Annotated in this window: 18 protein-coding genes; 8 read left to right on the forward strand and 10 right to left on the reverse strand. The window is 71.7% G+C overall.

Annotated features, from left to right (window positions below; translation table 11 throughout):
- Positions 1–43 precede the first annotated feature (43 nt).
- Positions 44–487, reverse strand: a complete 444-nt coding sequence (locus tag OG928_RS06490) for a hypothetical protein (protein WP_406280457.1) — start codon at positions 485–487, stop codon at positions 44–46.
- A gap of 57 nt (positions 488–544) precedes the next feature.
- On the opposite strand from OG928_RS06490, the gene OG928_RS06495 reads away from it, so the two are divergent.
- Positions 545–1498 (forward strand): Scr1 family TA system antitoxin-like transcriptional regulator, encoded by a 954-nt coding sequence (locus OG928_RS06495; protein ID WP_406280459.1) that lies wholly within the window; start codon positions 545–547, stop codon positions 1496–1498.
- Positions 1495–1680 carry a DUF397 domain-containing protein gene (locus tag OG928_RS06500; RefSeq protein ID WP_406280461.1) on the forward strand — a complete coding sequence of 62 codons (186 nt, stop codon included), beginning with the start codon at positions 1495–1497 and terminating at the stop codon, positions 1678–1680. Before OG928_RS06495 ends, OG928_RS06500 begins: the two co-directional genes overlap by 4 nt.
- Before the next feature lie 530 nt (positions 1681–2210).
- On the opposite strand, the gene glmS is transcribed toward OG928_RS06500, so the two are convergent.
- From glmS to OG928_RS06515, 3 genes are all read right to left on the reverse strand, one after another.
- Positions 2211–4034: a glutamine--fructose-6-phosphate transaminase (isomerizing) gene (glmS, locus tag OG928_RS06505; protein WP_406280462.1), complete on the reverse strand. Its 1824-nt coding sequence runs from the start codon at positions 4032–4034 to the stop codon at positions 2211–2213.
- A 104-nt stretch (positions 4035–4138) separates the two neighbouring features.
- Positions 4139–4399: a hypothetical protein gene (locus tag OG928_RS06510; protein WP_406280464.1), complete on the reverse strand. Its 261-nt coding sequence runs from the start codon at positions 4397–4399 to the stop codon at positions 4139–4141.
- 77 nt (positions 4400–4476) lie between these two features.
- On the reverse strand, positions 4477–5208 hold the full coding sequence (locus OG928_RS06515; RefSeq protein WP_406280466.1) for a TetR/AcrR family transcriptional regulator: 732 nt from the start codon (positions 5206–5208) through the stop codon (positions 4477–4479).
- Positions 5209–5327: 119 nt separating this feature from the next.
- Between OG928_RS06515 and OG928_RS06520 the strand changes: the two genes are divergently transcribed.
- Complete coding sequence (locus tag OG928_RS06520) at positions 5328–6188, forward strand: NAD(P)H-binding protein (RefSeq protein WP_406290809.1); 861 nt, start codon at positions 5328–5330, stop codon at positions 6186–6188.
- Positions 6189–6241: 53 nt separating this feature from the next.
- On the forward strand, positions 6242–6793 hold the full coding sequence (locus tag OG928_RS06525; protein WP_406280468.1) for a hypothetical protein: 552 nt from the start codon (positions 6242–6244) through the stop codon (positions 6791–6793).
- On the opposite strand, the gene OG928_RS06530 is transcribed toward OG928_RS06525, so the two are convergent.
- A complete protein-coding gene (locus OG928_RS06530; RefSeq protein WP_406280470.1) occupies positions 6756–7403 on the reverse strand; it encodes a GNAT family N-acetyltransferase in 648 nt (215 codons plus the stop codon). The two genes, OG928_RS06525 and OG928_RS06530, sit on opposite strands and share 38 nt — an antisense overlap.
- Before the next feature lie 285 nt (positions 7404–7688).
- Between OG928_RS06530 and OG928_RS06535 the strand changes: the two genes are divergently transcribed.
- Positions 7689–11210, forward strand: a complete 3522-nt coding sequence (locus tag OG928_RS06535) for an indolepyruvate ferredoxin oxidoreductase family protein (RefSeq protein ID WP_406280472.1) — start codon at positions 7689–7691, stop codon at positions 11208–11210.
- Positions 11211–11239: 29 nt separating this feature from the next.
- Positions 11240–12388 (forward strand): acyl-CoA dehydrogenase family protein, encoded by a 1149-nt coding sequence (locus OG928_RS06540; RefSeq protein ID WP_406280474.1) that lies wholly within the window; start codon positions 11240–11242, stop codon positions 12386–12388.
- 402 nt (positions 12389–12790) lie between these two features.
- Here the strand turns inward: OG928_RS06540 and ligD are convergent, their stop codons facing one another.
- The 3 genes from ligD to OG928_RS06555 form a co-directional block, all read right to left on the reverse strand.
- Positions 12791–13756 carry a non-homologous end-joining DNA ligase gene (gene ligD / locus OG928_RS06545; protein ID WP_406280475.1) on the reverse strand — a complete coding sequence of 322 codons (966 nt, stop codon included), beginning with the start codon at positions 13754–13756 and terminating at the stop codon, positions 12791–12793.
- Positions 13757–13963: 207 nt separating this feature from the next.
- Positions 13964–14725, reverse strand: coding sequence for a thioesterase II family protein (locus tag OG928_RS06550; RefSeq protein WP_406280477.1), 762 nt, complete (start codon positions 14723–14725; stop codon positions 13964–13966).
- A gap of 80 nt (positions 14726–14805) precedes the next feature.
- Positions 14806–15564, reverse strand: coding sequence for a BTAD domain-containing putative transcriptional regulator (locus tag OG928_RS06555; RefSeq protein ID WP_406280479.1), 759 nt, complete (start codon positions 15562–15564; stop codon positions 14806–14808).
- 206 nt (positions 15565–15770) lie between these two features.
- Here OG928_RS06555 and OG928_RS06560 point away from each other — a divergent pair, with 206 nt between their 5' ends.
- Entirely contained in the window at positions 15771–16661 is an 891-nt protein-coding gene (locus OG928_RS06560; RefSeq protein WP_406280481.1) for a metallophosphoesterase, read from the forward strand.
- Positions 16658–17305 carry a 4'-phosphopantetheinyl transferase gene (locus OG928_RS06565; RefSeq protein ID WP_406280483.1) on the forward strand — a complete coding sequence of 216 codons (648 nt, stop codon included), beginning with the start codon at positions 16658–16660 and terminating at the stop codon, positions 17303–17305. Before OG928_RS06560 ends, OG928_RS06565 begins: the two co-directional genes overlap by 4 nt.
- Positions 17306–17421: 116 nt before the next feature.
- On the opposite strand, the gene OG928_RS06570 is transcribed toward OG928_RS06565, so the two are convergent.
- Together OG928_RS06570 and OG928_RS06575 are read right to left on the reverse strand one after the other, a co-directional pair.
- Positions 17422–17904 carry a nuclear transport factor 2 family protein gene (locus tag OG928_RS06570; protein WP_406280485.1) on the reverse strand — a complete coding sequence of 161 codons (483 nt, stop codon included), beginning with the start codon at positions 17902–17904 and terminating at the stop codon, positions 17422–17424.
- Positions 17901–18365: a nuclear transport factor 2 family protein gene (locus OG928_RS06575; protein WP_406280487.1), complete on the reverse strand. Its 465-nt coding sequence runs from the start codon at positions 18363–18365 to the stop codon at positions 17901–17903. Before OG928_RS06575 ends, OG928_RS06570 begins: the two co-directional genes overlap by 4 nt.
- Positions 18366–18411: the final 46 nt, after the last annotated feature.

Genomic DNA, 18411 nt, shown 5'->3' on the forward strand with positions numbered 1-18411 from the left:
CCGCCGGGCGTGGTCGGGAACGGGCGGCGGCAGGGGACGTTCGTCAGCCGCGAGGTATCGGGGTGGGCGTGAAACCGGTCTCGGCACAAGCCAGGCGATGGAGGGGTTCGACTTCGACCAGCCGCGCGTCGCTGGTCGGGACCGATCGCCAGCAAAGAGGCCAGGTGTTGCCCCACAGCGCGGGAATCCCCACATGCGCTGAGCGAGTTCGGTCGAGTACCTCGATGCCGGGTGGCCACCTGAGGACCCGGGCGGCGCCGGGCGGTACCAGGAAGTACGTCAATCCTCGTCTGAACACCTCGTGGACAATCGGCCCGACCGGTGCCCCGTCTCGAGCGTCGATCAGCGCGTCCGCAATGTGGATTGCAAGTTCGCCGGCAATCTTCACGGCGTCGAAGTGCAGCCCGGCGACGACGAGAGAGTGGCCCGCGATGGGCACCCACGAAGCCCTGTAGGGCACCTCGGTCGAGCGATGAATTCCGGTCATGGCATTGAGAATGCCCGCAGCCGTCTACGTTGAGGAGTAGCGGCGCATGGACTCTCGTTGGACACGTATCCGCGCGTGAACGGCGAGCCTGTACGGCGCTGTACAAGCGGATGGCCGGTCTGTACGACGCTGTACGCGCCGACTGCCGGCGGCGCGCCGTTCGGACCGGCGTGGACTCGGGAGGCGCACGCGCCAGTGGATTCGAAAGCAGCCAAGAACCTCGCAGCCGAAATGCTCGGCGAGCAACTGAGGAGCCTGAGAGAGGGGAAGGGCCTCACCCCTCAAGAGGTCGCGACGCGCGTGCGCAACAGCGACCACAGCGTCGTGTCCTGGGAACGGGGCCGACGCATCCCGCCCCTGGATGCCGCCGAGTTGCTCGACGAGTTGCTCGACGCTCGCGGCCTCGTGGCGACGGGCATCCGGAAGCTGCACGGCTGCCCCAGGTTCCCGGAACTGTTCGGCGAGTATGCCGAGCAGGAAGCGCAAGCCGTCAGCCTGTGCTCCTACAACACCATGGCGATCCCGGGCTTGTTGCAGACGGAGGACTACGCGCGCGCGGTCATCAACGCGTATGTCCCGCCGCGCGACGACGACGAGGTCGAGCGCCTGGTCAGGAAACGCATCGAACGGCAGGTCCTCCTGACGAGGCGGCCGCAGCCGGTGATCAGCTTCGTCATAGAGGAGAGTGCGCTACGGCGCCGGGTGGGCGACGCATCGGTCATGCGGGACGCGCTGAAGCGGGTCGTCGAGTGCGCTGGGATGCGGAACGTCTCCGTACAGGTGATGCCGGACGAGGTGGACGATCACTGTGGTCTCGACGGCCCGATGATCACCTTGAGGACCGAGGACGGCCGCGACCTCGGGTACATCGAAGGGCAGGCCGGAGGTGCCTGGGCGGCCGACCCCGAGCAGGTCGCAATCCTCGCCCAGCGACATGGAATCATTCGCACCCAGGCCCTCCGGGTCGGGAAGTCGATCGCGCTGATCGAACAGATTGCGGGAGAACTATGAGCACTGGACAGCACGCGACCGCGTGGCGCACGAGCACCTACAGCGGCAACGCTGGTGGGGACTGTGTCGAGGTCGCTCCGCTCGCCGTCGAGGTGGGCGTTCGCGACAGCAAGGTCCCCGATTCACCGGTGATCCGCGCCGGCACCAAGGCATGGTCCGCATTCCTCGCCGCCACCCGCTGACCCACGGCACATGGCCCACCGCCCCGTCCCCAGGTCCGCCGGAGGCGGGGCGGTCGCGTCCGTCCGAGACCCACCCGAGGGTCGAAACCGTTGTGGCGATGCCCTGCTGACGGGCACCATCAGGCCCGCGAGGAGACGCGCATGCAGTGGATCAAGCACAGCGAGACCGACGTGTACTCGAACAGCTCGCGCTCGCCCACACTCCGCCCTCTCGATGTCACCTACATATCCCATCGACAGGCCGAGACTATCCCCGGCGCGAAGACAGCCGCCAAGCACGGCAAACCTTGCCTGATACAGCACTGGGTGCGGTGTCCAAGTGCTGTATGGGGACGGGGATTCCGCCCGCACCCACCGGGTACGGGCGGCACTCGCATCCCGACCTACCACCTGGCACCTGGCACCTGGACGCCCGGGACAGGCGCGCAACCGACCCGTGACCCGACCGGGCGCCCGGACAGGGCCCCGCCCGCTTCGCCGACACGAACCCCGTGGCCGGGTGACCGTCCCGCGGGCCGTGATCGGCCCGGCTACTCGACTGTGACCGACTTCGCCAGGTTGCGGGGGCGGTCGATGTCTTCGTCGAGGGCCAAAGCCGCGTGGTAGGCGAGGAGTTGGGTCGGGATGGTGAGGAGGATGGGGTCGAGTTCGCGTTCGTTCTTCGGGATGTCGATGCGGTCGGCTTCGAGGTCGCCCAGGTCGACGCCCGGGTGCGTGATCACGGTCAGGCGGCCGCCGCGGGCTCGGATCTCGTGCGCGGCCGCGAGGTTGCGGCCCACGAGGTCGTCGTCCGGGATGATCGCGACGGTCGGGAGCGAGGCGTCGATCAGGGCCAGCGGGCCGTGCTTGAGCTCGCTGCTCGGGTACGCCTCGGCGTGCCGGTAGGTGATCTCCTTGAACTTCTGCGCCGCTTCGCGAGCCACCGGATATCCGCGGACCCGGCCGATGAAGAACAGGCTGCGCGCGTCGGCGAGCGCCCGCCCCGCCTCGGCGATCCGCGGCTCGTCCGCGAGGATCTCGGCGATCTGACCGGGCAGCGCCTGGAGCCCCGCGAGGATCCGTGCGCCGTCGGCGTGCGACAGGTCGTGCACGCGGCCCAGCACCAGCGCGAGCAGCGCGAAGCCGACCGACATGTGGGTGAGCGCCTTGGTCGAGGCGACCGAGACCTCCGGCCCGGCGTGCAGGTAGATGCCGCCGTCGCACTGGCGCGCGATCGACGAGCCGACCACGTTGACGAGGCCGACCACCCGGCCGCCCTTGCGCTGGATCTCGCGCACCGCGAAGAGCGTGTCGGCGGTCTCGCCCGACTGGCTGACCGCGACATACAGCGTGTCCGGCTCGATCACCGGATTGCGGTAGCGGAACTCCGAGGCCGGTTCCGCGTCCGCCGGCACCCGCGCCAGGTCCTCGATCAACGTGGCCCCCAACTGGCCCACGTAGTAGGCGGATCCGCAGCCGAGCACCTTGACCCGACGGAATCCGCGCAGCTCGCGCAACTCGATCTCCAGCCCGTCGAGCCGCGCCGAGCCGAACCGCTCGTCGAGCCGGCCGCGCAGCATCCGCTCGACGGACGACGGCTGTTCGTGGATCTCCTTGTGCATGAAGTGTTCGTGGCCCGCGAGTTCGAGCTCCTCGACGGTGAGCTCGACCGTGGTCGGCGTCTTGGCGACGTCGTCGTGGTCGCGGGTGAAGGTACGGAATCCGGTCGCGGTGACCGTCGCCAGCTCGCCGTCCTCGAGATGCACGACCGAACTGGTGTGCCGGACCAGGGCCGCGACATCGCTGGCGACGAACATCTCGCGCTCGCCCACGCCGAGCACGAGCGGCGAACCGTTGCGGGCCACCACGATCCGGTCGGGGGTGGCGACATCCACGACAGCGATCGCGTACGTGCCGGTCACCTGGCTCAGCGCGTCCAGTACGGCCGCCTCCAGGGAGGTCTCCGCCGAGCGCGCGACGAGGTGGGCCAGCACCTCCGTGTCGGTCTCCGACGCCAGGTCGACCCCCTCGGCGGCGAGGCGCTCGCGCAGCGCGGCCGAGTTGTCGATGATGCCGTTGTGCACGACCTGGATCCGGCCGTCCGCCGACGCGTGCGGGTGCGCGTTGGTCTCCGAGGGCGCGCCGTGGGTGGCCCAGCGGGTGTGGCCGATGCCGATCCGGCCGCTGGTCCGGGCGGGTACGGCCGCCGCGAGGGCGTGTACCCGGCCGACCCGGCGGACCACCTTGACCACGCCGCGCGCGCCGAGCACCGCGATGCCGGCCGAGTCGTAGCCCCGGTACTCCAAGCGGCCCAGGCCCTCCAGCAGGATGGGGGCGGCTTGCTGCGCGCCGATGTAGCCCACGATTCCGCACATGGTGATGCGCTCCTTGGCAGGGTTGGTCGGGTCGTTTGGGTCGTTCGGGTGTGGAGAGAAGGCGAGCGGGCGGCACGACCGGAAGACGGGTCGTGTCGGCCCGCTCAGCCGTAGATGACGCGCCGCAGCTGACGCTCGGTCAGCGCGGGTGGCTCGACGAGCCGACCGTCGAGCTCGGCCGCGATGAGCCGGTAGATCTGCGCGTTGCGCTTGCCGTAGACCTTGTGGTGGCGGTGCCGCCGTCGGACGTAGTCCTCGACCGGCTCGCGGTACCACGCCAGCACGTCGTCGACGATCCGCGCGGCCTCCGCGGGAGTCAGGCCCGTGGTCGCCGCGATGCGCTCCACCAGCTCGTCATCCGCCACACCCCGATCCTGCTCCCACGCCGCGCCGGGGGCAAGATTCTGCCCGAATTCGGGCAGGCCCCGGCCTTCGGCGTGGTTCAGGAGCCCGGTCGACCGGCCGGCCCTACGGCCTGGCCGTACAGGAACGCGCGGATCCCGGCGGTGAGGATCACGGTGACCTCGGCGTCGTCGAGGGGTGTCGCGCCCCGCGCCGAGCGTTCGTTGAGCTCGGCGAAGGTCAGCACGTGGAAGAACCGTGCCATGCGCTGCGGATCCCCCTCGGCGAGTCGGCCCTGCGCGATCAACAACGCCATGTGCCGGGCGAGTTCGGCCTGGGCGGCGTCCGGGCCCACGGCCCGCCAGGCGTCGATCAGCTCCTCGGGGAAGTGGCCGGCCGCCGAGTCGAGCTGGCGAACGAGCGCGAAGTGTTCGGGGAACTCGGCCGTCACGTCCACCCACGCGCGCGCGAGGGCGAGCAGGTCGGCCTCCAGGTCGGTGACCCGGTCCAGGTGCCGACGGGTGACCTCGATCAGGCGGTCGCGCACCTGTACCGAGCTGTCCTGGACGACCGCGCCGAACAGCGTCTCCTTGTCCTGGAAGTGGTTATAGATCGTCCGCGTGGAGGCGCCGGCCTCGGCCGCGATGGCGTCGATGCCCGCCCCCGCATAGCCCTCGCGCGCGAACACGACCCGGGCCCCGGCCAGGATCGCGGCGTGTTTGCCGGCCCAGCCCCGGCGCGGTTTCGGGGTCGTCGCGCCTTGGGCCGCCGGGTCGTGGGCCGGCTCGCCGTCGGCCGCGCCGCCTCGGCTCGCTTCGTTCGAGTCGCTCATCGGGCCCCTTCGCAAAAACTACAACGATCGTTGTACAAACTTGCCATGCTCGTTGTACTTTACTTCACCCAACCGGGATTCGATCAATTCGATCAAGCGATCAGCGATCAAGGAGAACCATCATGTTCGTCGTCACCGCCGCCACCGGACAGCTCGGCCGCCTCGTGGTGGAGCAGCTGCTGGCCCGCGTTCCCGCCGATCAGGTCGCCGTCGTGGTCCGCGACGCCGCGAAGGCGGCAGATCTGGCCGCGCTCGGGGTCGAGGTCAGGATCGCCGATCACGGCGACCCCGCAGCGCTGGCAGGCGTGTTCGGACCCGGCGATCGGGTCCTGCTGATCTCGGGCAACGAGTTCGGCACCCGAATCGCCCAGCACGCCGCCGTGGTGGACGCCGCGACGGTCGCCGGGGTCGCGCTGCTCGCGTACACCGGCATCCTGGGCGGTCCGGCTACCCGATTCACGGTCGCCGACGACCACCACGTCACCGAGCGGCTGATCGAGGACTCGGGCCTGCCGTACACGTTCCTGCGCAACGGCTGGTACACCGAGAACTACACCGGTCAGCTCCCCGGCGTCCTGGCGAGCGGCGCGGTGATCGGCACGACCGCTCCCGACAGTCGGCTGGCGACCGCGTCCCGCGCCGACTACGCCGAGGCCGCGGCGATCGTCCTGGTCGGCCCGGGGCACGAGAACGCGACGTACGAACTGAGCGGCGACACCGCCTGGACCCTTCGGGAGTACGCCGCCGAGGTGACTCGACAGTCCGGCACCCCCGTCGCCTACCGCCCGCTCCCCGACGCGGACTACGCCGAGATCCTGATCGGGGCCGGCCTGCCCGACTTCATGGCCGCCGTATTCGCCGACACCGAGAACGCGATCGGGCGCGGCGAACTCGCCACCGTCACCGGCGACCTGTCTCGCCTGCTCGGCCGCCCCACCACCCCACTCGCCGACACGATCGCCGCGGCACTCGCGGGCTGACCCCGACGCGATCCGGCCTTGCGGTCGGCGTCGGCCGTGGGCAGGTTGTAGGGATGATCCTGCCCTTCGTTCGTGATGGTGAGAGCGGCTCGGTACAGGTGACCATCGAGCGGGTCGACGACCCCTCTGCGGTCGGACAGACCGCCGAGGCCCGGGGCTTCCCGTGCTGCACGGCGCTGGTGGACTTTCCGAGGTGCGGTTACGGAGCGTTGTTCGGCTGGGTACAGCTGGTGCGGTCGACCGACGGAGCATCCGGCGGCGAGTTCTTCGAGCAGGATCCGTTCTCGTTGTTCGCCGACTCCACGCCGCCGTCCCCCTACTGTTTCTTCGGGGTCGCGCCGACCCTGTTCGACTCGCCGGCGCGCTTCGAGCGCAAGCCGATGGCGTGGCGCGCACACAGTTTCCTGGCCTGGACGCCGATGGGCAGCGGAGCCGCGACCGCCGAGCGGCGGGTGGTGCCGCTGGTCGGATTCTCATGGGGCTTCGACATCGACGACGCGGGCGAGATCGTGCCACGCGCCGCGCGGGCGCTGACCTTCCAGGACTGGGACGCACACGAACCATTCCTCAGCGGTCACCACCGGGGCTGGACCTTCGGTCGGTGAGTGGGCACGGGGGTCCGTCCAGGACGGCATGCGCGAGCACGCCGACACCGCCCGCGAACTCCACGCCGGGGATGGTGAATTCGCGGGTCTCCTCGTGGAAGCCGAAGGGTTCGTGGAGGCGCAGCGACACATCGTTGCGAGCATTGGTGAAGTACCAGGCCTCCGGGGCGCGTTCGGCGATCCAGGCGAGCCGAGCCGCGGTCAGCCGGGTGGCCAGGCCGGATCGGCGAGCCTCCGGGGCGACGACCACGCCGCCGAGGTAGTAGCCGGCGGGGGCGGTGGGAGTCGGGTCGAGGAATACGGCCCGGGCGTAGGCGGCGACTCGGGTGGCGGGATCGGCGCGGTCGGGGTGCTCCGGCTCGGCGGCGGCCACCAGGAAGCAGGTGTCCGGGCGACGGAACCAGGCACGGACTCGGGAGCGCGGGTCGGCCCCGGTGTCCGCGACCGCGCCGGTGCCGCTGCATGAAGCCACCGGCGCCACCGCGACGCTGCCGCTGCCCGCGCCGGTGGCTTCGTGCAGCGCGAGCAGGGCCACACACGCGTCGAGGTCGGTCGCGGCGGCCCCGCGGATCGCGAAGGTAGCCGTCGTGGTGTCTTCGTGGCTGGTCAAAGCTTGATCCGTTCGGTGGAGGCGGTGACCCCGCAAAGCCGATCCTGCCGGTTCCTCCCGGCGCCGACGAGGTTCTCGCATGCTCGGGGGTCGGGCGACGCGAACCGATCCGCCGAAATACGAGGGGGCTCACGAGCCCATGACGCGCAAACTAATCTCCATACGACTCTCCAAACAGAGAGACCTTTGCGTCTTTCGGCGGATTAGCCGCAAGGTACTTGCGTCCTGGGAGCTCTGTTGGTGTGCTTGCCGCTCCCACCCCACCCCGGTTCGACGGAGACTGCCGTGCGTACAGACCAGGCTTCGCCTTCGGTATCCCTCGACGACAAGTACGCCGCCGAGTCCGGCCGCGTCCTGATCTCGGGCGTCCAGGCCCTGATTCGACTGACCCTGGAGCAGCGCCGCCTCGACACCGAGCGCGGCCTGGACACCCGGGTCTTCGTCAGTGGCTACCAGGGCTCCCCGCTGGGCGGCGTCGACCTGGAGATGGGCCGCGCGAAGCGCTTCCTGGACCCGGCGGGTGTGGTCTTCCAGGCCGGGCTCAACGAGGAGCTCGCCGCCACCGCGGTCGCCGGCACGCAGCTCGTCGACCAGACTCCGGGCGCGCGGCACGCCGGGGTGACCGGGTTCTGGTACGGCAAGAACCCCGGCCTCGACCGGGCCGCCGACGCGATCCGACACGCGACGATGGCGGGTACGGCTCCGCTGGGCGGTGCGGTCGCGTGGATCGGCGACGACCCGGGCAGCAAGTCCTCCACCGTGCCGAGCTCGTGCGAGCCGATGATGGAGAGCCTGTCGATGCCGCTGCTGGCGCCCGGCTCGATCGGCGAGATCGTCGAGTTCGGCCTGCACGCGGTCGCGATGTCGCGGGCCTGCGGCCTGTGGACCGGCCTGAAGATCGTCGCCGACATCGCCGACGCGTCGACCACGGTGGACGTGTCCGACTGGGGCAAGGACATCCCCGTCCCCGCCGCGACCAAGCGCGGCACACTGCCGACCCTCGTCGGCCCGGCCGCGCTCGACGCCGAGCACGACCTGCTCACCCGCCGGCTCGACCTGGCCCGTGCGTACGCCCGCGAGCACGGCCTGAACACGATCGTGCACGACTCCCCCGGCGCCCGGCTGGGCGTCCTCGCGGCGGGCGTGTCGTTCTCGGTGGTCCGGCGCGCGCTGGCCGACCTCGGCCTGGACCTCGACGACGACCTCGGCATCCGGCTGATCCGGATCGGCATGCCGTTCCCGCTGGACGACGCGGAACTGGCCGAGCTCACCGACGGCCTGGACGAGGTCCTGGTCGTCGAGGACAAGGTGCCGTTCCTGGAGGCCCGCCTCAAGGAGGCGCTGTACCGCCGCCCGAACGCCCCGCGCATCACCGGCCGGCGCGACGAGACCGGCCGGCCGCTGCTCACCGCGCGCGGCACGCTCGGCGCGGACGACGTCGCCCGCGCGATCGCCGCCCGGCTGGGCACCGACCGCCTCCCGGCCTCGGCCACCGCGCACCTCGCGGCGATCGCCCCCAAGCGGCCGTCGCGAATCGCGCTCCCGATGCTGGCCTCCCGTACGCCGTACTTCTGCTCGGGCTGCCCGCACAACGCGTCCACCCGCGCCGCCGACGACACGCTCGTCGGGGTCGGCATCGGCTGCCACGTGATGATCGCGCTGGACGGGAAGGGCCGCGGGCACCAGCTCGGGCTGACCCAGATGGGCGGCGAGGGCGCCCAGTGGATCGGACTCGCGCCGTTCACCGACGACAAGCACTTCGTGCAGAACCTCGGCGACGGTACGTTCCACCACTCGGGTTCGCTCGCGATCCGGGCCGCCGTCGCGGCCGGCACGAAGATGACGTACAAGATCCTGTACAACGACGCGGTCGCGATGACCGGCGGCCAGAAGGCCGAAGGGCGCCTGGACGTACCGGCGTTGACCCGCTGGCTCGCGGTCGAGGGAGTACGCCGGGTCGTGGTCACCACGGACGACCCGCGCGGCTACCGGGGCACCCGGCTCGATCCGATCGCGACCGTCCGGCACCGGGACGACCTCCCGGCGGTGGAGCGTGAGTTCGCCGCGCTGGACGGGGTGACCGTGCTGATCCACGACGACCGGTGCGCCGCCGAGGAGCGCCGACTGCGCAAGCGCGGGCAGTTGCCCACGCCGGCCGAGAAGGTCGTCATCAACGAGCGCGTGTGCGAGGGCTGCGGGGACTGCGGGGACAAGTCGTCGTGCCTGTCCGTCCAGCCCGTCGACACCGCGTTCGGCCGCAAGACGCACATCCACCAGGCCTCCTGCAACTCGGACTTCAGCTGCCTCAAGGGTGACTGCCCCTCGTTCCTGCTGGTCGAGCCGGGCACCCGGAAGGCCCGCGCGGTACCGGCTCTTCCGGTCGAACTGCCGCTGCCCACCGCCCGGTTCGACCCGGCCGCGGCCGACGTGCTGGTACGGATGCCCGGCATCGGCGGGACCGGCGTCGTGACGGTGTCCTCGATCCTGCAGATGGCCGCGCACCTCGACGGCCTGCACGCCGGCGGCCTGGAGCAGACCGGACTCGCCCAGAAGGGCGGCCCGGTCGTGTCCGACCTGCGGATCTCGGACCGGCCGATCGCGGGCGCCCTGCGCGCCTCGCGGGCCGGCGCCGACGTCCTGATCGGGTTCGACCTGCTCGGCGCGGCCGCCGCGAGCAACCTCGCGACGGCCGAGGCCGCGCGCACGATCGCCGTGATCAACACCGCGATCGTGCCGACCGCCGCCATGGTCACCAACCAGATACCGCTGCCCGGTTCGCCGGACGAGGCCGTGGAGCGGATCGACGCGGCGACCCGGCGGGCGGACAACCTCCACCTGGACGCGCTGGGCCTGGCCGAGGCGCTGTTCGCGGACCACATGCCGGCGAACATGATCCTGATCGGCGCCGCGTTCCAGCACGGCTGCCTGCCGCTGAGCGCGGACGCGATCGAGCGGGCGATCCGGCTCAACGGCGCGGCCGTGGACAAGAACCTCGCGGCCTTCGCGTGGGGACGGGCGATGGTGGTCGACCCGGCCGCCGTCCTCGCGGCCGCCGTCGAGGCGCCGCCGCTCGCGGTGGTCCAGGTCGACGCCGCGTCGATCGAACTCGCGGCCCGCTCCGGCGCGGACGCCGAGCTGCGCGACATCCTGGCCACCCGGATCGCCGACCTGACCGGGTATCAGGACGCCGCCTACGCACGGCGCTACGCCGAAGACGTGCGGGCGGTCCGCGCGCTCGCCGTCGAGCGGGCCGGTGCGGCGGAGGGTGAGCGGGTCGCCGTCGCGTACGCGCGGGCGCTGTACCACCTGATGGCGTACAAGGACGAGTACGAGGTGGCCCGCCTGCACCTGGACCCGGTCGAGAAGGCGCGCCGGGACGCCGAGTTCGGGCCGGACGCGGCGGTGTCGGTGCTGCTGCACCCGCCGGTGCTGCGCTACCTCGGGATGAACCGCAAGATCCGGCTGCGGCGTACCGCGGGACCCGCCTTCCGGGCCCTGCGCGCCGCGCGCGGGCTGCGCGGTACCCGCTGGGATCTCTTCGGCTACGCCGAGGTGCGTCGGGTCGAGCGCGAACTGGTCGCGGAGTACCGGGCCTCGGTCCGGGTCGCGCTGCGCGAACTCTCCGCCGCCAACGCGGGCGAGGTGGCGGCGTTCGCGGCGCTGCCGGAGACCATTCGCGGCTACGAGGACATCAAGCTCGCCCGCGTCGCCGAGTACCGCGCGGCGGCCCGCACCGCACTGAGCGAACTGACCGCACCGGCCACGCCGGCCGCCCTGCCCGCGGCCGAGTTCGTCCGCACGCCCTGACCCCGTCCGCCCCGACCTCCGGAGTATCCGTGGCCGTCGACCGCCTGCTGCCCACGCGGGAAGCCGAAGACCTGCTCGACCTCACCCGCACCGTCGCCGACAAGGAACTCGCCACCAGGGTCGACCTGCACGAACGGGAAGAGTCGTACCCGGAAGGGCTGTTCGCCGTCCTGGGCGAGATCGGCCTGCTGGGCCTGCCCTATCCCGAGGAGCACGGCGGCGGCGGTCAGCCCTACGAGGTCTACCTCCAGGTCCTGGAGGAACTGGCCGCGCGCTGGGCGGCGGTGGCGGTCGCGACGAGCGTGCACACGCTGGCCTGCTTCCCCGTCGCGACCTACGGCACCGACACCCAGCGCGCACAGTGGCTGCCGTCGATGCTGGAAGGCCGGCTGATCGGCGGGTACAGCCTGTCCGAACCGCACGCGGGCTCGGACGCCGCCGCGATCGTCTGCAAGGCGCAGCCCGTGGCCGACGGCTACCGGATCACCGGCACCAAGGCCTGGATCACGCACGGCGGCAAGGCCGACTTCTACGCCCTGTTCGCCCGCACCGGCGAGGGCAGCCGCGGCATCTCGTGCTTCCTGGCCCCCGGCGAGGCGGAGGGCCTGGAGTTCGGCCGGCCCGAACAGAAGATGGGCCTGAACGGGGTGCCCACGACCAACGCGTTCTGGGACGGCGCGGTCCTGGCGGCCGACCGCCTGATCGGCGCGGAGGGGCAGGGCCTGGGCATCGCCCTCGGCGCGCTGGACTCCGGCCGGCTCGGCATCGCCGCGTGCGCGACCGGACTGGCCCAGGCCGCGCTCGACGCCGCGGTCGACTACGCCAACGAGCGCACCACGTTCGGCCGCAAGATCGTCGACCACCAGGGCCTGGGCTTCCTGCTCGCCGACATGGCCGCCGCCGTCGACTCGGCCCGCGCCACCTACCTCGACGCGGCCCGCCGCCGCGACCTGGGCCGCCCGTACAGCCGCCAGGCCAGCGTCGCCAAACTCATCGCCACCGACGCCGCGATGAAGGTCACCACGGACGCCGTCCAGGTCTTCGGCGGCTGCGGCTACACCCGCGAGTTCCCGGTGGAACGCTACATGCGCGAAGCCAAGATTATGCAGATCTTCGAGGGCACCAACCAAATCCAACGCCTGGTCATCGCAAGGGGCTTCGCCCAGCGGACGAAGTAACAGCCCACATCGAGTCGACCGACCGTCGGCCACGGCACTCGTGCCGCGGGCTCCGCAGGGTTGCCAACGGGGTCACGGCCGGAGTGGAGGCGGGGCAACGGCGCGATTGGGCACGGATGTTGGGGATATCCGGATTGCCTCGGCGACCGACAGCGCTGCCCTGAAGGTCATTGCTCGGATGTGCGCAAGACCGGGGACTGGAGTGCTTCACGGAAGGCGCGTTTCCTGCGAGCATCGGTCCGCCGGACGACCATGAACGTTTCGGCGGATCGAAGCGTGGCCGGCCGGCCCGCCCTCCGGACGCAGTCCTCCCCCGGACCCAGGCGAGAGGCGGCTGCATCGAGCGGCCGTCGTCCGGCTTGCGGGCCCGGGTTCGAGAACCCTCACGCCTAGTGCCGCGCACTAGCGATGCACGTCCGGGCGTAGCCGGCGCCAGGTCGGGCGGCGGAGGAGGCCGTCGGCGGTCCAGCCGCTGATGGCGACCTCCGCGACCAGGCGCGGTTCGACCCACTGCGCGTCGGGGATGTCGATCGGGCCCGCGAACGGGGAGTCGTCGCGGGCGATCGCGCCCAGGTATTCGCCCAGTTCGCCCCGCTCCGCGTCGCCCAGGTCCGATCCGACCGAGCCGACGAAGCGCAGGCCGTCCGGGCAGTCGACGCCCACGAGCACCTCCCCCGGCAGGCCGCGCCGGTCACCGCTGCCCTCGACCCAGCCGCCGATGATCACGTCGTGCGTCTCGACGTGCTTCGCCTTGATCCAGTCCGGCGAGCGCACGCCGGGTTGGTAGGTCGACGACGAGCGCTTGGCCACGACGCCCTCGTAGCCGTGGTGCATGCCGGTGGTCCACGCCTGTCGGGCGTCGCCCTCGATCCAGTCGGGCGTCGACCAGTGCGAGCCCTCGAGGCCCAGGCCCGCCAGGTGCATCCGGCGCTCGCGATACTGCGTGGTCAGCAACGGCCGACCGTCCAGGTACATCACGTCGAAGAGCATGAACCGCACCGGCGCGTCCATCATGAGCCGCGCCACCTCGCCGGAATCCTCGACGCCCATCCGCCGGCGCAGCATCTCGAAGTCGGGCCGGCCGCGTTCGTCGAGCACGACGATCTCGCCGTCGAGCACGGCCTGCCGCCGACCGTGCTGCTCGCCCAGACCGACCAGCTCGGGGTAGGTCCCCGTCACCTCGTCCCCACCCCGCGAGACCAGCCGCACCGACCCGTCACCGGGGCAGTAGGCGATCGTCCGCGCGCCCTCCCAGTTCACCTCGAAGCCCCAGTCGAGTTCGAAGCCCTCTCCGGGCATCGGCCCCTCCGTGGCCAGCATCGGCCGAATCTCGGGCAGCGCGCCAAGAGCGTGATCGTGTTCGGCCATGCACCGATCATCGTCGGGACCCCGCGCCGCCGCCTGCGGAGCCCGGCCACATCTTCGAACAGATCTTCGATCAGGTGCTTCGCGCCCCCGTCGGCGGGCACGCGGCCCCGGACGGCCTCGGGAGCCATTCGGGCGACGGCCGTACCCGTGATCGACGCGCGCGGCGGCACCCGATCGGCACCCGATCGGCGTCGGGTCAGCGCCGGGTCACCGCCGGTCCACCGCCGCCCTGATCGCGTCCGTGATGTGGGCGGTGACCGCCGCCTGGTGGTCGGTCAGGTAGAAGTGGCCGCCGGTGAAGGTGTGCAGGGCGAACGTGCCGATCGTGTGGTCGCGCCAGGACATCGCCTCGTCCAGGGTGACCTTCGGGTCGGTGTCGCCGATCAGGGCGGTGATCGGGCAGTCCAGGGCGGCACCGGCCGTGTATACGTACGTCTCGATCGCGCGGTAGTCCGCGCGCAGGGCCGGCAGCACCATCCGCAGCACCTCCTCGTCCTCCAGCAGGCTCGCGTCGGTGCCGCTCAGCGAGCGCAGTTCCGCGGTCAGCGCAGCGTCGTCGAGGCGGTGGGTCTGCTCGACCCGCCGGCGATCCGGCGCCCGCCGACCCGAGACGATCAGCGCCGCCGGCCCGGTCGGCAGTCGGCGCGCGACCTCGAAGCCCAGGATCGCGCCCATGCTGTGGCCGAGCAGGACCAGCGGACGGGTGTCGTCGAGCCACGGGTCGAGCGCGACCGTGATCCGGTCCGCGAGCGTCTCGATGTCCTCGATCAGCGGCTCGGCCCGCCGATCCTGACGGCCCGGATACTGCACGGACAGGACCTCGACGCGGTCCTTGAGCGCCGCCGACAGCGGGAACCAGTAGCTCGCCGAACCGCCCGCGTGCGGCAGGCAGACCAGGCGCGGTACGGGGTTCGGTGCCGGATGGAAGCGGCGGATCCAGGTGTCCGACGCGACGGGGGCGGTGGTCATGGCGATGCCTCTCCTTGTCGTGGTCGAGCCTTGTCGTGGTCGAGCCTTGTCGTGGTCGAGCAGAGGGCCGGGCGGTCGTGTCATCCGGCGAGGGAATCCGTTCTGACGCCTGGCAGTTCCAGGCCCGCGAGGACCGCGTGCTGGACGTCGCGCAGCGGTCGGCTCGGTTCCAGGCCCAGCAGTTCACGCAGCGCGCCACGCGTGTCGCGGTACACGGCGAGCGCGTCGGCCCGGCGGCCGCAGTGGTACAGCGCGACCATGAGGTGGCGCGCGAAGGTCTCGTGCAGCGGGTACTCGGCGGTCAACGCGTACAGCCGCGCGACGCTCTCGCGGTAGTGGCCCAGCTCCAGGTGCGCCTCGACGAGCAGTTCGAGGCATTCCAGCCGGGACGCCTCCAGGCGCGCGGCGTGCGCGCGCACGATCGGCCCGGCGGCCACGCCCGCGTAGGCCGGTCCGCGCCACAGGTCGAGCGCGCTCGTGTAGGTCTCCGCCGCCTCGTGCCGCCGGCCCGCCCGCGAGGCCGCCCGGCCGCGCTCGACCAGGCCGTGGAACGCGTCCGCGTCGAGTCGGCCCGGTCCGGGGTGCAGGACGTACCCGCCGCCGCTGGTCGCCAGCGGGCCGCTGCGCGCGGGGCCCGGCACGCCCAGGATCGCGCGCAGCCGCGACACGTACACGTGTACGGTCGATCTGGCCCGCTGGGGCTTGGGCCCGGCCCAGATCTCGGCGACGAGCTGATCGACCGTCAGGATCTGTCCCCGGCGAGCGAGCAGGGCGGCCATGAGGGTCTCCGGCTTGGGCGCCGCGATCTTCCGCGGCTCGGCGTCGTCGACGATGCGCACGGGGCCGAGGATCTCGTACCGCAACGGATCTTCCCCCTCCAGAACGATGTTGGGACGGTCGTGCTGTCCCGTCGACGCTGGCACATGTCGGGCGCGTGGCCTACCCCTGACGAACCCCTACGCGACCTTGCGGCGGCCTTGCGTGCGGGTGCGGTTCGGGCGCGCCGGTCTTCCATCCGCGCCGCGTGCCCGCCTATGGTCGGCCGATGAGCACTGCCCGCGCCGCCGACCGCGCGCTCTACGCCGTCAGTGACCTGCATTCCGCGATCCCGTCCAACCGTGACCTCGTCGAGGGTATCCGGCCGGGCACCGACGACGACTGGATCGTGGTCGCGGGCGACGTGGCCGAGCACCCGAGCGAGATCGCCGACACGCTCGGCCTGCTCGCGAGCCGCTTCGCGCGCGTGGTGTGGGTCCCGGGCAACCACGAGCTGTGGTCGACGCCCGACGACGCCGTACAGCTGCGCGGCGAGGCACGCTATCGCCATCTCGTGGGGCTCTGCCGGGAGTTGGGCGTGCTGACCCCCGAGGACCCGTTCGCCGTCTGGGACGGGCCGGGCGGTCCGGTGACCGTGGCGCCGCTGTTCGTGCTGTACGACTACACGTGGCATCCGCCCGGCGCGAACACCCGCCAGGAGGCCCTGGACGCGGCGTACGCCGCCGGCATCGTGTGCAGCGACGAGTTCATGCTGCACCCCGACCCCTATCCGACCCGGGGCGAGTGGTGCCGGGCCCGGGTGGCGTACACCGAGGGCCGGCTCGCGGCGGCGGCCGATCCGGCGGCGCCGCTGCTGATGGTCAATCACTTCCCCTTGGTGCGGCAGCCCACGGACGTGCTGTGGCATCCCGAGTTCGCGCAGTGGTGCGGAACGGACCTGACCGCCGATTGGCACGTCCGCTTCCCGACCTCCGCCGTCGTGTACGGGCATCTGCACATCCCGCGCACCACCTGGTACGACGGCGTGCGCTTCGAGGAGGTCTCGCTCGGCTATCCGCGCGAGCGGCGGGACGGACTGCGCCGACCGATCCCCCGCCGGATCGTGCCGGCCGAGAACGCCGAGAGCTCCCGCCCGGACCGCCCGGTGACGGCCCGATGATCGCCCGCATCCTGCCCTCGGACGTGTACGCCGAGGAGTGCTTCGACGACCCCGACGGCCCACCGCTGTTCCCGGCCGAGGAGGCGCTGATCGCCAAGGCGGTGGACAAGCGCCGGCGCGAGTTCACGACCGTACGCCGGTGCGCGCGACGGGCGTTGGGCCGTTTGGGCGTACCTCCCGTACCGCTGCTGCCGGGCGAGCGTGGTGCCCCCGGTTGGCCGCCGGGCGTGGTGGGCAGCATGACGCACTGCACGGGCTACCGCGCCGCGGTGGTCGCCGACGCGGATCGCGTGCTGACCCTGGGCATCGACGCCGAACCCGCGCTGCCGCTGCCGGAGGGCGTGCTGGAGGCGGTCGCGTCGGAGACCGAGCGCAAGCGGCTGCTCGACCTCGCCGCCGACCGCCCCGACATCCCGTGGGACCGGCTCCTGTTCAGCGCCAAGGAGTCCGTCTACAAGGCGTGGTTCCCCCTCACCACCCGCTGGCTGGACTTCGCCGAGGCCGACGTCGACTTCGACCCGGCCGCCGGTACGTTCGCCGCCCGCCTGCTGATCGCGGACCGCCCGCTCGACGGCTTCGCGGGCCGCTGGCAGGTCGACGCGGGCATCGCGCTGACCGCGATCGTGGTCGCCAAAGCGGGCTGACACTCCGTCACCACGCCGCGTGGGTGCACACTCCGGTGTTCCGCCGCGTGGACGGGCCCTCCGTCGCCACGCCGAGGGGGCGGGGGCGCGCGCCCCGGTCCCCTCGGCGCCGGGCGTCATTGCCGCACGAACCGCACCACGTTCTCCGCCGTCGGCCGCCAGGGCTCCGCGAACTCCGCCGGCAGCTCGATGCTCTCCAGGATCGGGTGCCGCGGCACCGAGATCCGGTATCGGATCCGCCAGCCGCGAGGGGTGCTTTCGAGGATGTCGAAGTAGTCCCCGCCGTGCACCTCGCCGTCGATCAGCGTCGCGATGTACCGGCTGCGGGCCCGCACGATGCCGTCCGCGCCCACGAGAAGGATCGTGTCGAGCGTCTGGTGGTCCGGCGTGTCCGGGCTGCGGCGCCCGGTGAACTGTCGGGCCGAGTCGAGCCCTTCGATCGTGTAGCCGTTGCCGATCGTGTTCTCGATCACGGCGTCGTCGGTGAAGACCCGGTCCAGGTCGGCCACCCCGTCGTTGTCGAAGACGTGCGCGAACAGCGCGAGCGTGTCGTGGATCCCCGCGACGTCCTCGGCGGTCAGGCTCGGCGCGGCGGTCACGGCGCGACCACCTCGGAAAGCCGGACCGGCAGCGGGAACTCGGCCTTGACGACGCCCGCCCCGGCCTGCCGGGGCGCGCGCGGCAGGCTCAGTCGGTAGGCGATCCGCCAGCCGTCCGGGGTGTCCCGCAGGATGTCCAGGAACTCGCCGGCGGTCAGCCGCCCGGCCGGGTTGATCCCGATGTACCGGCTACGCGCCTGCACCTGGCCGTAGTCGTCCACCTGGATGGCCGTGTTGAGCGTGTGGTGGTCGGGCGTCGCCGCGCTCTTGCTCCGGGTGTACTCGGCGAACTCGGCGATCCCGTTGAACGCCCGGGCGGGCCCGACCCCGATCTCGACCACGACGTCCTCGGTGAACACGAGGCCGAGCCCGGCCACGTCGCCGTTGTCGAAGACGTGCGCGAACAGCGCGAGCGTGCGGTGGATCTCGGCGAGATCCGCCGGGGACAGTACCTTCGTCATGAATTTCCCAGCCTCGAAGTGTCGTCGGATATCTCTGGTGCCGGGA

Source organism: Embleya sp. NBC_00896 (assembly GCF_045207785.1).
Lineage (GTDB): Bacteria > Actinomycetota > Actinomycetes > Streptomycetales > Streptomycetaceae > Embleya.